The 15284-nt window shown below is 61.6% G+C and carries 16 protein-coding genes and 1 tRNA gene; all 17 read right to left on the reverse strand.

From position 1 onward, the window contains the following. Positions 1-31 precede the first annotated feature (31 nt). On the reverse strand, positions 32-340 hold the full coding sequence (gene nuoK / locus A1D30_RS12695) for an NADH-quinone oxidoreductase subunit NuoK (protein WP_005793248.1): 309 nt from the start codon (positions 338-340) through the stop codon (positions 32-34). After that, complete coding sequence (locus tag A1D30_RS12700; RefSeq protein ID WP_063461093.1) at positions 337-1005, reverse strand: NADH-quinone oxidoreductase subunit J; 669 nt, start codon at positions 1003-1005, stop codon at positions 337-339. Before A1D30_RS12700 ends, nuoK begins: the two co-directional genes overlap by 4 nt. Positions 1006-1055: 50 nt before the next feature. Then, positions 1056-1568, reverse strand: a complete 513-nt coding sequence (nuoI, locus tag A1D30_RS12705) for an NADH-quinone oxidoreductase subunit NuoI (protein WP_063461094.1) — start codon at positions 1566-1568, stop codon at positions 1056-1058. A 14-nt stretch (positions 1569-1582) separates the two neighbouring features. After that, the gene (gene nuoH / locus A1D30_RS12710; RefSeq protein ID WP_063461095.1) at positions 1583-2665 is read right to left on the reverse strand and encodes an NADH-quinone oxidoreductase subunit NuoH; all 1083 of its coding nucleotides are present in this window, start codon (positions 2663-2665) and stop codon (positions 1583-1585) included. Then, entirely contained in the window at positions 2662-4794 is a 2133-nt protein-coding gene (gene nuoG / locus A1D30_RS12715) for an NADH-quinone oxidoreductase subunit NuoG (protein WP_063461096.1), read from the reverse strand. Before nuoG ends, nuoH begins: the two co-directional genes overlap by 4 nt. A 15-nt stretch (positions 4795-4809) precedes the next feature. Then, positions 4810-6168, reverse strand: a complete 1359-nt coding sequence (gene nuoF, locus A1D30_RS12720) for an NADH-quinone oxidoreductase subunit NuoF (protein WP_063461097.1) — start codon at positions 6166-6168, stop codon at positions 4810-4812. Next, positions 6165-6680 (reverse strand): NADH-quinone oxidoreductase subunit NuoE, encoded by a 516-nt coding sequence (gene nuoE / locus A1D30_RS12725; RefSeq protein WP_063461098.1) that lies wholly within the window; start codon positions 6678-6680, stop codon positions 6165-6167. Before nuoE ends, nuoF begins: the two co-directional genes overlap by 4 nt. Further along, positions 6677-7930, reverse strand: coding sequence for an NADH-quinone oxidoreductase subunit D (locus A1D30_RS12730; protein ID WP_063461099.1), 1254 nt, complete (start codon positions 7928-7930; stop codon positions 6677-6679). Before A1D30_RS12730 ends, nuoE begins: the two co-directional genes overlap by 4 nt. A gap of 27 nt (positions 7931-7957) precedes the next feature. Beyond that, a complete protein-coding gene (locus tag A1D30_RS12735) occupies positions 7958-8566 on the reverse strand; it encodes an NADH-quinone oxidoreductase subunit C (protein WP_063461379.1) in 609 nt (202 codons plus the stop codon). Between the two features lie 10 nt (positions 8567-8576). Beyond that, positions 8577-9056: an NADH-quinone oxidoreductase subunit B gene (locus A1D30_RS12740; protein WP_007849129.1), complete on the reverse strand. Its 480-nt coding sequence runs from the start codon at positions 9054-9056 to the stop codon at positions 8577-8579. Between the two features lie 25 nt (positions 9057-9081). Further along, positions 9082-9441 (reverse strand): NADH-quinone oxidoreductase subunit A, encoded by a 360-nt coding sequence (locus A1D30_RS12745; RefSeq protein ID WP_063461100.1) that lies wholly within the window; start codon positions 9439-9441, stop codon positions 9082-9084. A gap of 73 nt (positions 9442-9514) precedes the next feature. Then, positions 9515-9599, reverse strand: a tRNA-Leu gene (locus A1D30_RS12750). 114 nt (positions 9600-9713) lie between these two features. Beyond that, entirely contained in the window at positions 9714-10076 is a 363-nt protein-coding gene (secG, locus tag A1D30_RS12755) for a preprotein translocase subunit SecG (protein ID WP_063461101.1), read from the reverse strand. Between the two features lie 36 nt (positions 10077-10112). Then, positions 10113-10871, reverse strand: coding sequence for a triose-phosphate isomerase (gene tpiA / locus A1D30_RS12760; protein ID WP_063461102.1), 759 nt, complete (start codon positions 10869-10871; stop codon positions 10113-10115). After that, positions 10865-11851, reverse strand: coding sequence for an NAD(P)H-quinone oxidoreductase (locus tag A1D30_RS12765; RefSeq protein WP_063461103.1), 987 nt, complete (start codon positions 11849-11851; stop codon positions 10865-10867). Before A1D30_RS12765 ends, tpiA begins: the two co-directional genes overlap by 7 nt. Positions 11852-11947: 96 nt before the next feature. Next, positions 11948-14191 carry a polyribonucleotide nucleotidyltransferase gene (gene pnp / locus A1D30_RS12770; RefSeq protein ID WP_063461104.1) on the reverse strand — a complete coding sequence of 748 codons (2244 nt, stop codon included), beginning with the start codon at positions 14189-14191 and terminating at the stop codon, positions 11948-11950. A gap of 207 nt (positions 14192-14398) precedes the next feature. Next, on the reverse strand, positions 14399-14665 hold the full coding sequence (rpsO, locus tag A1D30_RS12775) for a 30S ribosomal protein S15 (protein ID WP_005793232.1): 267 nt from the start codon (positions 14663-14665) through the stop codon (positions 14399-14401). Positions 14666-15284 lie beyond the last annotated feature (619 nt).

The raw sequence follows: 15284 nt of genomic DNA on the forward strand, positions 1-15284 counted from the left end.
TCTTGAGAACCTTGGGAATACTGGTGGCTCATCAGCCCTTGAGGGTGTTGAGGTCTTCCGCGTTGATGCTGGACTTGTTGCGGAACAGCAGCACCAGGATCGCGAGGCCGATGGCCGACTCGGCGGCCGCCACGGTCAGGATGAAGAACACGAACACCTGCCCGTGCATGTCGCCCAGGTAGTGCGAGAACGCCACGAAGTTCATGTTCACTGCCAGCAGCATCAACTCGATCGCCATCAGCAGCACGATCAGGTTCTTGCGGTTCAGGAAGATACCGATCACGGCCAGCGCGAACAGCATCGCGCCCAGGGAGAGAAAGTGGCCCAAAGTCAGCGTCATGCTTTTTTCTCCTCGGCAGCGGGTTCGGCGGGCACCTCGGGCTGCGCCTTCTGGGTAGCGGCCACCTTCACGACTTCCAGGCGATCGCTGGCGCGAACCCGGACCTGCAAGGAAGGATTGATGGCCTTGCTGTCCTTGCGCTGGCGCAGGGTCAGTGCAATGGCAGCAATCATGGCCACCAGCAGGATCACGGCAGCGATCTCGACGGGATACAGGTATTCGGTGTAAAGCAGCTTGCCCAGAGCCTTGGTGTTCGAGTACGGCACCACTTGTCCTGCGGCATCCAGCACCACGGCGGCGGCCTTGGGTTCGTCCATGCCACGGAAACCGCCCATCAGCACAGCGGCCATTTCCAGCGCAATCAATGCACCCACCGTCGCGGCGAGCGGGAAGTGTTTCCAGAAGCCCTTGCGCACGGTATCGATGTGGATGTCCAGCATCATCACCACGAACAGGAACAGCACCATCACCGCCCCCAGGTACACCAGCACCAGGGCGATGGCCAGGAACTCGGCCTTGAGCAGCAGCCACACGGCAGCAGCCTGCGAAAAGGCAAGAATGAGGTAGAGCACCGCATGCACAGGATTGCGCGCGGTGATCACCCGGAAGGCAGCAAACAGCAGCACCACCGAGAAGAGATAGAAGAAACCAGTCTTGGCGTCCATGAATCGGGTCTTTATAGAAAGTCTGGCAAAGAGGCCGCGCTCAGCACCGCTCAGCGGTACTTGGCATCCGCAGCTTTGGCCGCCGCGATTTCACCTTCGTACCGGTCGCCCACGGCCAGGAGCATGTCTTTCGTGAAATACAGGTCGCCACGCTTCTCGCCGTGGTACTCGAAGATGTGCGTTTCGACGATCGAATCCACCGGGCAGCTTTCTTCGCAGAAACCGCAGAAGATGCACTTGGTCAGATCGATGTCGTAGCGCGTAGTACGGCGCGAACCGTCGGCGCGCACGTCCGATTCAATCGTGATGGCCATGGCGGGGCACACAGCCTCGCACAGCTTGCAGGCAATGCAGCGCTCTTCGCCGTTGTCGTAACGGCGCAGGGCGTGCAGGCCACGGAAACGGGGCGACAGAGGCGTCTTCTCCTCAGGGAACTGCACGGTCACCTTGCGGCGGAACGCGTAGCGGCCGGTCAGGGCCATGCCCTTGACCAGTTCCACGAGCATGAAGCTCTTGAAGAAGTCTTTGAACGAAAAAGGTGCAGCAGCAACAACGGCAGTCATGTGTGTGTCCCCGCTTATTTCCAGATGTTCCAGGGCGAGAGCAGCCAGCCGCCCACAAAGAGCAAGTACACCAGCGTCACCGGGATGAAGATCTTCCAGCCCAGACGCATGATCTGGTCATAACGGAAGCGTGGGAATGTGGCGCGGATCCAGATGAACATGGACACCACGAGGAAGGTCTTGAGACCCAGCCAGATCCAACCGGGAATCCAGTTGAACAGTGCGCTGTCGATAGGCGACAGCCAGCCGCCCAGGAACATCAGCGCGGCCAGGATGGACACGAGCCACATGCTGGCGTACTCGGCCAGGAAGAAGATCGCAAAGCCCATACCCGAATATTCGACCATGTGGCCGGCCACGATTTCTGCTTCACCTTCGACCACGTCGAACGGGTGGCGGTTGGTCTCGGCGACGCCGGAGATCAGGTACACCAGGAAGATCGGCAGCAAGGGCAACCAGTTCCAGGACAAGAAGGTCAGGCCCTTGTCGGCCGCCATGCCCTTGGCCTGCGACATGACGATCTCGGTCAGGTTCATGCTGCCCGAGACCATGATCACCACCAGGAAGCAGAAGCCCATGGCGATTTCATAGCTCACCATCTGGGCCGAGGCGCGCAGCGCGCCCAGAAAGGCGTACTTGGAGTTGGATGCCCAGCCAGCAATGATCACGCCGTACACCTCGATGGAGGTAATGGCCATCACCAGCAGCAGGCCGGCATTGACATTGGCCAGCGCCACATCGGGACCAAAGGGAATCGCCACCCAGGCAGCCAGCGCCGGCATGATGGCCATGACAGGGCCCAGCACGAACAAACCCTTGCTGGCAGCGGTCGGCTGGATGATTTCCTTGGTCAGCAGCTTCAGCGCATCGGCAATCGGCTGCAGCAGACCCATGGGGCCGACGCGGTTGGGGCCGTGGCGCACTTGCATGAAGCCCAGCAGCTTGCGCTCCCACAAGGTGAGGTAGGCCACTGCACCCATCAGGGGCGCCAGGATGCAGACGATCTTGATCAGGATCCAGAGCACCGGCCAGACGATGCCGGTCCACCAGCCAAAGGAGAGCAGGTTCAGGCCCGCGTTGTAGATCGCGTCGATCATGCGGCCACTCCTTCACGTGCCATGCGCGCGTCGGCAGTGAGCTGCAGCGACGTAGAACGGCGCACCAGGCCGTCCAGTTGATAGATGGAAGCCACGACGGGTTCGCCAGCAGCGGCCGTGGTCGCAGGCGCCGCCTTCACAACATTCGACAGCTGCGCGGCCGGTACTTGTGTGACCGTGCCCGCTGGGGCATTGGTGGCACGGGCCAGCACGTCCTGCGAGGTTTCGAAGTCGAAGCCCGGCACGCCCAGCAGATTGGCCAGCACGCGCAGGACCTTCCACGCGGGGCGGGTGTCACCCAGGGGGCGCACCACAGCATGGAAGCTTTGCAGACGGCCTTCGGCATTGACGAAGCTGCCCGAGGTTTCCGTGAACGGAGCAATTGGCAACAGAACGTCACTGAACTCCATGTTGGCCTTGAAGGGGCTCAACGTGACCACCATCTCTGCACCAGCCAGGGCGGTTGCAGCCTGCGCACCTGCAGCCGAGTCATGGACTGGTTCGGTGTTGAGCAGCACCGCCGCCTTCAAACCACCGGAGAGCATTTGAGCCGCATTCAGACCACCGTTGACAGGGTGAGCGCCCGCAAACTGCGCGCCCACCGTATTGGCGGCTTCGGTGAGGTAACCCACGCTCGCGCCGGTGTTCTCACCGATCCAGTTGGCAAGCGCCAGCAGCTGGCTGGCCTGCGCATGGTGTGCAGCAGCGTTGCCCAGCAGCACGGCCTTGCGCTCGCCGCCCAGCAGGGAGCGAGCGATGGCTTGGGCAGTCTCGCTGGCAGCAGCCGCGCCTTGAGGTGCAGCAATGCCCTTTTCCTGGGCCACTGCGGACGCAATACCGCCCAGCGTCTGCATCCATTCCGCAGCGCCTTGCGCCACGAAGGATTGCAGGGGCATGGCCCAGTCCTGGGCCACCGAAGCGATGGCGCTGACCTGGCAGCCATGGCGTGCAGCCTGGCGAATGCGCTGGGCAAACAGCGGATGGTCCTTGCGCAGATTCGAGCCCACCACCAGCACGCGTTGCAGCGTGGACAGGGAGGCGATGGACGTGCCCAGCCAGCGGATACCTTCGGGTGCTGCGAATTCGGCGTTGCGCAGACGGTAGTCGATGTTGTCACTGCCGATGCCACGCACCAGCGCGGAGGCAAGGTACAGCTCTTCCACGGTGCTGTGCGGGCTGACCAACGCACCGATGCTGCTGGCGCCGTGGTCGTTCTTAATGTTCTTCAGGCCATTGGCCACGTATTCCAGCGCGGTCTGCCAATCAACTTCCTTCCACACCCCACCCTGCTTGAGCATGGGCTGGGTCAGGCGGTCTTCACCGTTGAGCGCTTCGTAGGAGAAGCGGTCACGGTCGGCAATCCAGCACTCGTTGACAGCTTCGTTCTCCAGGGGCACTACGCGCATGACCTTGTGGTTCTTGACCTGGACAATCAGGTTGGAGCCAGTCGAATCGTGTGGGCTCACCGAACGGCGGCGCGACAACTCCCAGGTGCGTGCGCTGTAGCGGAACGGCTTGCTGGTGAGGGCGCCCACGGGGCAGATGTCGATCATGTTGCCCGACAGCTCGGAGTCGATCGTGTCGCCCACCACGGTGGTGATCTCGGAGTGCTCGCCGCGATGGATCATGCCCAACTCCATCACGCCAGCCACTTCCTGGCCGAAACGCACACAGCGGGTGCAGTGGATGCAGCGGCTCATTTCCTGCATGGAAATCAGCGGGCCCACGTCCTTGACGGGCACCACGCGCTTTTCTTCTTCGTAGCGCGAAGAAGAGCCGCCATAGCCCACCGCCAAGTCCTGCAGCTGGCACTCACCGCCCTGGTCGCAGATGGGGCAGTCCAGCGGGTGGTTGATCAGCAGAAACTCCATGACCGACTGCTGGGCCTTGATGGCCTTGTCGCTCTTGGTGCGCACGATCATGCCTTGCGTCACCGGCGTGGCGCAGGCGGGCATGGGCTTGGGAGCCTTTTCCACATCCACCAGGCACATGCGGCAGTTGGCGGCGATGGAAAGCTTCTTGTGGTAACAGAAATGGGGAATGTAGGTGCCAGCTTTCTCGGCTGCATGCATCACCATGCAGCCTTCAGCGACTTCTACTTTCTGCCCGTCGAGTTCGATTTCAACCATATGCGTTTCTCGCGATCAGGCGGAGGTGGAAGCCTGAGGGGTCTTCTCTTGGCGGATCAGCGCTTCGAATTCCGGACGGAAGTGCTTGATCATGGCGCGCACCGGCATGGCCGCTGCATCACCCAGCGCACAAATGGTGCGGCCCTGGATGTTGTCCGCCACCGAATTGAGCAGGTTCAGGTCGCCATCGCGCCCCTGGCCATGCTGGATACGGTCGATCACACGCCACATCCAGCCCGTGCCTTCACGGCAGGGTGTGCACTGGCCGCAGGATTCGTGCGAATAGAAGTACGACAGGCGCAGCAGGCTCTCAACCATGCTGCGGGAGTCGTCCATCACGATCACAGCGCCCGAACCCAGCATGGAGCCGGCCTTGGCGATGGAGTCGTAGTCCATCGTGCATTCCATGATGATGGATGCGGGCAGCACCGGGGCGGACGAACCACCGGGGATCACGGCCTTGAGCTGACGGCCCTTGCGCACGCCACCGGCCAGTTCGAGCAGCTTGGCGAAAGGCGTGCCCAGGGGCACTTCGTAGTTGCCGGGCTTTTCTACGTCGCCGGAGACCGAGAAAATCTTGGTGCCGCCATTGTTGGGCTTGCCGCACTCCAGATACGCTGCACCGCCGTTGCGGATGATCCACGGCACGGCAGCGAAGGTCTCGGTGTTGTTGATGGTCGTCGGCTTGCCGTACAGGCCGAAGCTGGCAGGGAACGGCGGCTTGAAGCGCGGCTGGCCCTTCTTGCCTTCCAGCGATTCGAGCAGCGCAGTCTCTTCGCCGCAGATGTAGGCACCAAAGCCGTGCGCCGCATGCAGCTGGAAGCTGAAGTTGCTGCCCAGGATCTTGTCGCCCAGGTACCCAGCAGCGCGCGCCTCTTCCAGCGCCGCTTCGAAGCGGTCGTAGGTCTGGAAGATTTCGCCGTGGATGTAGTTGTAGCCCACGGAAATGCCCATCGCGTAGGCCGCAATGATCATGCCTTCGATGACGATGTGCGGGTTGAACTGCAGGATGTCGCGGTCCTTGCACGTGCCCGGTTCGCCTTCGTCGGAATTGCAGACGAGGTACTTCTGACCAGGGAACGAGCGGGGCATGAAGCTCCACTTGAGGCCGGTGGGAAAGCCCGCACCGCCACGGCCGCGCAGGCCCGATTCCTTGACGGTGGCTATGACCTGGTCTTGCGTGAGAGGCTCCCCGCCGTCGGTGCCCAGGATCTTGCGCAGCGCGGCATAACCGCCGCGCGCTTCGTAGTCCTTGATGCTCCAGTTCGTGCCGTCGAGGCCCGCAACGATCTGCGGGTTGATGTGGCGGTCATGGAAGCAGGTCTGGACGCCCGTGGCCTGGAACTGAGAGAGGATCTGTGCGGCGGTGGTCATGCTTGCCCTTCCGCGGCCTTGAGGCCATCGACGAGCTGGTCGAGCTTGTCGTTGTCCATGAAACTGCACATGGTGCGGTCGTTGACCAGCATCACGGGTGCATCGGCGCAAGCGCCCAGGCATTCACACTGCTGCAGCGTGAAGAGGCCATCTGGCGTGGTCTCGCCCATGCTCACACCGAGCTTCTTTTCAAGGTGGTGCAGCGCCTTCTGGCCGTCGCGCAGCTGGCAAGGCAGGTTGGTGCAGACGTTGAGCTTGTACTTGCCCGTCGGCTGCTGGTTGTACATGTTGTAGAACGTGGTGACTTCGTGCACCGCGATCTGGGCCATGCCCAGGTAGTCGGCGATCACGGCCTCGCTCTCGACACTGACCCAGCCCTGTTCCTGCTGAACGATGGACAGGCAGGCCATCACGGCGGACTGCGCCTGCTCGGGCGGGTACTTGGCCACTTCGCGCGCAAAGCGGGCGAGCGTGGCTTCGGTGATCTTGGTGTTGGTGCTGGTGCTGCTCATCGGTCGATCTCCCCGAACACGATATCCATGGTGCCGATGATGGCCACGGCATCCGCGATCATGTGGCCGCGGGCCATTTCGTCCAGCGTGGCCAGGTGCGCAAAGCCCGGCGCGCGGATCTTGAGGCGGTAAGGCTTGTTGGCACCATCGCTGACTAGGTAGATGCCGAACTCGCCCTTGGGGTGTTCCACGGCCGCATAGGCCTCGCCTTCGGGCACATGAAAACCCTCGGTGAAGAGCTTGAAATGGTGGATCAGCTCTTCCATGTTGGACTTCATGGATTCGCGCGCAGGCGCTGCCACCTTGTGGTTGTCAGTGATGACGGGGCCCGGATTGGCGCGCAGCCAGTCCACGCACTGCTTGATGATGCGGTTGGACTCGCGCATTTCCTGCACGCGCACCAAGTAGCGGTCGTAGCAGTCGCCGGTCTTGCCCACTGGCACATCAAAGTCCACGCGGTCGTACACATCGTAGGGCTGCGTCTTGCGCAGGTCCCAGGCAATGCCAGAACCACGGATCATGGGGCCGGTCATGCCCAGATTGAGCGCACGCTCGGGTGGCACCACGCCGATGCCCACGGTACGCTGCTTCCAGATGCGGTTGTCGGTCAGCAGCGTCTCGTACTCGTCCACGCAGCCGGGGAAGCGCTTGGTGAAGTCATCGATAAAGTCCAGCAGCGAGCCCTGGCGGTTCTGGTTCAGCGCCTCCAATGCCTTGGCATTTTTGATCTTGCTGACCTTGTACTGCGGCATGCTGTCTGGCAGGTCGCGATAGACACCGCCCGGACGGAAGTACGCCGCGTGCATGCGAGCACCGGAGACGGCCTCGTACATGTCGAACAGGTCTTCGCGTTCGCGGAAGGTATAGATCAGGATGGTGGAGCTGCCGCAGTCGTTGCCGTGCGAGCCCAGCCACATCAGGTGATTCAGCAGGCGCGTGATCTCGGAGAACATCACGCGGATGTACTGTGCACGCACCGGCACTTCCAGGCCCAGCAGCTTTTCGATGGCCAGGCAGTACGCGTGCTCGTTGGACATCATGGACACATAGTCCAGGCGGTCCATGTAGGGCAGCGACTGGATGTAGGTCTTGTGCTCGGCCAGCTTTTCAGTGGCACGGTGCAGAAGACCAATGTGCGGGTCGGCACGTTGCACGACCTCGCCGTCCAGCTCCAGCACCAGGCGCAACACACCGTGCGCCGCCGGGTGCTGCGGACCAAAGTTCAGGGAATAGTTCTTGATTTCAGCCATGATGGTTCACGTGGGGCGCCAAGCGCCTCAGTGCAGGCCTCCGTACTTGTCTTCGCGGATGATGCGGGGCGTGATCTCACGCGGCTCGATCGAGACGGGCTCGTAGACCACCCGGCGCTGCTCAGCGTCGTAGCGCATTTCGACATGGCCCGACAGCGGGAAGTCCTTGCGGAAGGGATGGCCGATGAAGCCATAGTCGGTCAGGATGCGGCGCAGGTCGTTGTGGCCATCGAACACGATGCCGAACAGGTCAAACGCCTCGCGCTCGTACCAATTGGCCGAGTTCCACAGATCGGAGACCGATGCCACCACCGGAAAATCATCGTCGGCGCAAAACACCTTCACGCGCACGCGCTGATTGAGGCTCACCGACAGCAAGTGCGACACCACACAGTAGCGCGCCCCTTCGTTCACGGCATCGCCATACGCGGAGTAATCCACGCCACACAGATCCACCAGTTGCTCGAAGCGGCACCCTTCGGCGTCACGCAGCAGGCGCATGGCATCCAGGTAGTCGGCAGCGGACACCACCAGCGTGACTTCATCCAAGGCCACCGTGATCTGGCGCACCTTGGCACCGAGCGCCGCAGCAATGTTGTCTTTGAGTTTCTCAGGCCGAATGGCAACAGCAGTCATCATCAACCCTTCAGACACGAGCAATGGTGTTGGTGCGGCGAATCTTCTGCTGCAACTGAATGATCCCGTAGATCAGCGCTTCTGCCGTGGGCGGGCAGCCTGGCACGTACACATCCACAGGCACGATGCGGTCGCACCCACGCACCACGGAGTAGCTGTAGTGGTAGTAACCACCACCGTTGGCGCACGAGCCCATCGACAGCACCCAGCGGGGCTCGGACATCTGGTCGTACACCTTGCGCAGCGCCGGCGCCATCTTGTTGCACAGCGTGCCGGCCACGATCATTAGATCGGACTGGCGGGGGCTGGCACGGAACACTTCGGCGCCGAAGCGGCCGATGTCATAGCGGGCCGCTGCCGCGTGCATCATCTCGACAGCACAACAGGCCAGACCAAAAGTCATCGGCCACAGAGAGCCGGTCTTGGCCCAATTCACCACGGAGTCGTAACTCGTGGTGATGAAGCCTTCCTTCATCACGCCTTCAATCATTGCATCGATCCTTGTTGAAGCCCGCTCATTCCCAATCCAGGGCACCCTTTTTCCACTCGTAGGCAAAACCCACGACCAGGATGGCCAGGAAGATCACGACCGCCACAAAACCTGCCATACCCACGTCGTGCAGCGTCACCGCCCAGGGGAAGAGGAATGCGATTTCGAGGTCGAACAGAATGAAGAGAATGGCCACGAGGTAATAGCGCACATCGAACTTCATGCGCGCATCCTCGAAGGCTTCAAAGCCACATTCGTAGGGGGAGTTCTTTGCGGCATCCGGGCGATTGGGGCCCAGTATGTAGCCAAGCACGAGGGGGACAACGCCGACGGCGATGCCAACCAAGATGAACAAAAGGACGGGGAGGTACTGATCGAGGTTCATCTTGAGGATGTGCTCACCGCTGCGGCCTTGCCCGACATGAGCCCGGATAGGTCATGCGGGGAGGCCTTTGTTTTGGTGCCGTCGGCGAGACTCGAACTCGCACAGCTTTCGCCACTACCCCCTCAAGATAGCGTGTCTACCAATTTCACCACGACGGCTGGTTGCTGCGCCTGGATGGCATGAGGAACCTTGCGGTTTTGGCTTTCCAGACAATCCGGAATTCTACTCCGGAAAAACCCTGCTTCAGCTTGCAGGGCCCAATTTAGTGCAGATTATTTGGTCGGAATCTGCGCAGCGCCCGACGCAGGCACAGCAGGAGCAACGGCCGCATCCGGAGCCGCAGCGGCAGGCGCCACGGCAGCAGGTGCCTCCAGCACGCTGCCAGAGCTGGCAGGACGCGCGTTGCCAAAGTAGGCCAGTGCCAGCGTGGACACAAAAAAGACCGCCGCCAGCACCCCTGTGCTGCGCGACAGGAAGTTGGCGCTGCCACTTGCGCCAAACAGGCTGCCCGAGCTTCCGCTGCCAAATGCGGCCCCCATGTCGGCCCCCTTGCCGTGCTGGATGAGGATCAGGCCGATCATCACCAGGGCCGCCAACATCTGCACCGCCAAAATCACATTCACGATCACGTTCATTCTCTGTTCACTCCTGATTGAATAACCTCGGCAGCCTTACCGGGCTGCCGCAATGATTTGCAAAAAGTCGGCCGCCTTCAACGAGGCGCCCCCCACCAGTCCACCATCGATGTCCGGCTGGGCCAGCAGCTGCGCCGCGTTGCCCGCATTCATGCTGCCGCCGTACAGCAAACGAATCCGATCGGCATGTTCGCTAGCCGCCGCGAGTTGCGCGCGCAACACCGCATGGACCGCCTGGGCTTGCTCTGGAGATGCCGTGCGCCCCGTGCCAATGGCCCAGACGGGTTCGTACGCCACCACGATCTCGCTGATGCAGTGGCCGTTGAGGTGAATCACCGCCGCCAGCTGGCGCTTGACCACTGCTTCGGTCTGCCCCGCTTCGCGCTCCTCTAAGGTTTCCCCCACACAAACGATGGGGGTGACACCTGCAGCCAGGGCGCGCTGCGCCTTCTCCGCCACCGCTACGTCAGTTTCGCCATGGTATTGGCGACGCTCCGAGTGCCCTACCAAGGCATAACGCACGCCAAAATCCTTGAGCATCGCCACGGAGACCTCGCCGGTGTAGGCCCCCGACTCGTACCGGGAAACATCCTGCGCTGCCACCGCGACCGCTGTTCCAGCAGTGAGTGCCTGCACCTGCGCCAGATACGGCGCAGGCACCGCCACTGCCACGTCGCAAGTCACATCACCCAGACCTGCGATGAGCGCCTTCAGCAACACCTCATTGGCAGCCAGGCTGCCATTCATCTTCCAGTTGCCTGCGATGAGTTTTTTCTTGTTGGTCATGGTTACCATGTCAAAACAATCTTGCCGATATGCTGGTTCGATTCCATCAGGGCATGGGCTTCAGATGCATCTGCCGCTGCAAACGTGCTGTGGATGACAGGGCGCACCCTGCCCGCTTCCAACAAAGGCCACACCCGCTCACGCAGTGCGCGGGCAATGGCCCCCTTGAATGCCACAGGACGCGGACGCAACGTAGACCCGGTGATGGTGAGGCGGCGCCGCAAAACCAGCCCCGCATTGAAGTCACTTTTGACGCCGCCCTGCACCGCAATGATGACCAGACGGCCATCTTCGGCCAGGCATTCCACCTCCCGTGCCACATAGTCGCCAGCGACCATATCGAGCACCACATCCACACCCCGCCCTTCCGTGATGCGCCGCACCTCGGCCACAAAGTCTTGCGACTTGTAGTTGATGGCGTGGTGCGCACCCAGCGCGAGACAGGCCGCATATTTTTCGTCGCTGCCCGCCGTGGCAATGACCACCGCACCGAGTGCCCGCGCCAACTGGATCGCCGTGACGCCGATGCCGCTTGTACCACCCTGCACCAGCAAGGTCTCCCCCGCCTGCAGACGACCACGGTCGAACACATTGCTCCACACCGTGAAGAATGTCTCCGGCAGCGATGCCGCCTCAACGTCACTCAGCCCATCGGGCACCGGCAAACACTGCGCCACCGGAGCGACACACCATTCGGCATAGCCGCCACCGGCCACCAGGGCGCACACGCGGTCGCCCACGCGAATGCCCGCCTCGACCAGCGCCGCAGCATCACCAGACTCCACCACCCCCGCCACCTCCAGCCCCGGCAGGTCCGAGGTGCCCGGTGGTGGCGCGTAGTGCCCCATGCGCTGCAGCACATCAGGGCGGTTGATGCCACTGGCGGCAACGCGGATCAGCAGCTCACCAGCACCTGGCTCCGGCCTGGGGCGATCCCCCAGGGCCAGCACCTGAGGCCCGCCAAACGACGTGATCTCGACTGCACGCATATTGCGATCCATGGAAAGTAAGAATTGGAATGATTTCGGCCGTTTGCGCGCTATGGATAAGCGCAAACAGCTACAAAATCAATAGCAATCAAGAACTCAGCTAATCACTTGTTCGGATGCGCCATCCGACAACAGAGATTGCTGCTGTTGTTGCTCCGCAGGCTGGCGACCACCGTCACGACCATGGTCACGGCGGGGCTCACGGTCACCGCGCTCGGCAGGCGCGGGGCGGTCGCTACCGCCCGCTGGGCGCTCGGCCAACACCTTCATCGACAGCTTGATGCGGCCCTTTTCGTCGGTTTCCATGACCTTGACCTTCACGATCTGGCCTTCGGTCAGGTAATCAGACACCTTCTCGACGCGTTCGTGCGCGATCTGGCTGATGTGCAGCAGGCCATCCTTGCCGGGCAGCAGGTTGATCAGTGCGCCGAAGTCCAGGATCTTGGTCACAGGGCCTTCGTAGATCTTGCCGATCTCGACTTCGGCCGTGATCTGCTCGATGCGCTTCTTGGCTACGTCAGCCTTTGCCGCATCGGTCGCGGCGATGGTGATGGTGCCGTCTTCCTCGATGTTGATCTGGCAGCCGGTTTCTTCGGTCAGCGCACGGATCACCGCACCGCCCTTGCCGATCACGTCGCGGATCTTCTCGGGGTTGATCTTCATCGTGTACAGCTTCGGCGCGAAGTTGGACACCTCGGTCTTGGCTTCGCCCATGGCTTCCTGCATCTTGCCCAGGATGTGCATGCGCGCTTCCTTGGCCTGGGCCAGGGCGACTTGCATGATTTCCTTGGTGATCCCCTGGATCTTGATGTCCATCTGCAGCGCAGTAATGCCGTTGGTCGTGCCGGCCACCTTGAAGTCCATGTCGCCCAGGTGATCTTCGTCACCCAGGATGTCGGTCAACACGGCAAAGCGGTTGTCTTCCTTGATCAGGCCCATGGCAATACCGGCCACGTGGGCCTTCATGGGCACGCCAGCGTCCATCATGGACAGGCAGCCGCCGCAGACGGAAGCCATCGAGGACGAACCGTTGGATTCGGTAATTTCCGACACCACGCGGATGGTGTAGGGGAATTCTTCCTTGGTAGGCAACACGGCGACGAGCGCGCGCTTGGCCAGGCGGCCGTGGCCGATTTCGCGGCGCTTGGTCGAGCCCATGCGACCCACTTCGCCGGTGGCGAAGGGAGGCATGTTGTAGTGGAACATGAAGCGGTCTTCGAACTCGCCAGCCAGCGCGTCGATGCGCTGCGCGTCGCGCTCGGTGCCCAGCGTCGAGATCACCAGCGCCTGGGTTTCACCGCGCGTGAACAGCGCCGAGCCGTGCGTGCGGGGCAGCACGGAATTGCGGATTTCGATAGGACGCACGGTGCGCGTGTCGCGACCGTCGATGCGGGGTTCGCCGGCCAGGATCTGGCTGCGCACGATCTTGGCTTCGATATCGAACAGCAGGCTTTCAACCTTGACGGAATCGAATTCCACGCCTTCCGCCTTCAGCGAGGCGAACACAGAGGCCGTGGCTTCGCGCAGGGCGTGCGTGCGGGCTTGCTTGCTGCGGATCTGGTAAGCAGTGCGCAGCTTTTCTTCGGCCAGGCCAGCGATCTTGGCGATGAAGGGCTCGTCCTTGGCGGGAGCTTGCCAGTCCCACACGGGCTTGCCAGCGTCGCGCACCAGTTCGTGGATGGCATTGATGGCGACCTTGCCTTGCTCGTGACCGAACACCACGGCGCCCAGCATGATGTCTTCAGGCAATTGCTGCGCTTCGGATTCGACCATCAGCACGGCGGCTTCGGTGCCGGCGACGATCAGGTCCATCTGCGAGTTCTTGCGGGCGGTCTGGCCGGGGTTCAGCACGTATTCGCCGTTGATGTAGCCCACGCGTGCAGCGCCGATGGGGCCATTGAACGGGATACCGGAGATCGACAGCGCGGCACTCACCGCAATCATGGCAGCGATGTCAGCGTCCACTTCGGGGTTCAGCGAGATGGTGTGGATGACCACATGCACATCGTTGTAGAAGCCTTCGGGGAACAGCGGGCGGATCGGGCGGTCGATCAGGCGGCTGGTCAGCGTTTCGAGTTCGCTGGGCTTGGCTTCGCGCTTGAAGAAGCTGCCAGGGATCTTGCCAGCGGCGTAGGTCTTTTCGATGTAGTCCACGGTCAGCGGGAAGAAGTCCTGGCCAGCCTTGGCAATCTTGGACCCCACCACGGTGGCCAGCACCACGGTGTCATCGATGTTCACCAGCACGGCGCCGGAGGCCTGGCGGGCGATTTCACCCGTTTCCATGACGACGGTCTTGTCGCCCCATTGGAAAGACTTGGTGACTTTGTTGAAAATGCTCATGTTTAGCTCCTGTTTTAATAGCTGGTAGCGCACTACCAGATTGTCACGGAGGGCAATTCAGAACACGATGCCATTCCAGGGAACCTGCCCGCCAGCGCATGGCGGCAACTTCATTGGAATGACACAGCTTCGCTCTGTTTTGCGGCTCCGAAGTAAAAAACGCCTGAGCTAGCGGACTAACCCAGGCGTTTTCGCATGCAATGAAAATTACTTGCGCAGACCCAACTTGGCGATCAGCGCGGTGTAACGGTCAGCGTCCTTGGCCTTCAGATAGTCCAGCAGCTTGCGACGACGGCTCACCATGCGCAGCAGGCCACGGCGACCATGGTGGTCCTTGGCGTGCGTCTTGAAGTGGGGAGTCAGTTCGTTGATGCGGGCGGTCAGCAGGGCCACTTGCACTTCTGGGCTACCAGTGTCATTGGCAGCACGGGCGTTCGCCTTGACGACTTCAGCCTTGATGGAGGATGCGATCATGTTTTTCCTTTGATGCGGCCTAGCGTGTAAGCAGGCCATGGTTTTTACTTGCGCCAGCAGCTGGAACGGCCGCGAGCGTGCGTCTTGCACCATGCAAAACCTTTAGATTATAACCTGAGACAGGTTTTTGACTACCCGACCTCATAGCCGATCCGCTTCGGGCTGCCAGATACCACAAAGTCCTGCGCACCCAACCCGGCCCAGCAGCATCAAGCGCATTGCCAAGGGCAAGACCCAGCCTCGCCGCCGCCACCACACCGAAAGAGTCACCCTGCCCTGCAATACGAAAAAGAATACAACCCGCCCTGAGCGGCTGCCACATCCGCGCCAGGCAGCACCCAAGAACCGACGCCACTACGCTGCGGATGTGACTCAGACGCGCAACTCACCCACGCCAGCACATCATCCGCGCGCAATCATTGCCAGCCAGGCGCACAGCGCAAACGTATTGAAGCAAGGGGTCAGAAACGCGGCGCGACAACCCACCCAAGCCGCAAATCCACCTCCAGAAAGCTCGTGAAAAACTGCGCACCAAGATGAGGCGTCCTTCAGACCCTACCAAATCCAGACAGCTGGAAGCACAACCCAGGGAGAGTCTGGACAGCAAAGACATCCACAT

Origin of the sequence: Acidovorax sp. GW101-3H11 (genome assembly GCF_001633105.1) — a bacterium.
Lineage (GTDB): Bacteria > Pseudomonadota > Gammaproteobacteria > Burkholderiales > Burkholderiaceae_C > Acidovorax.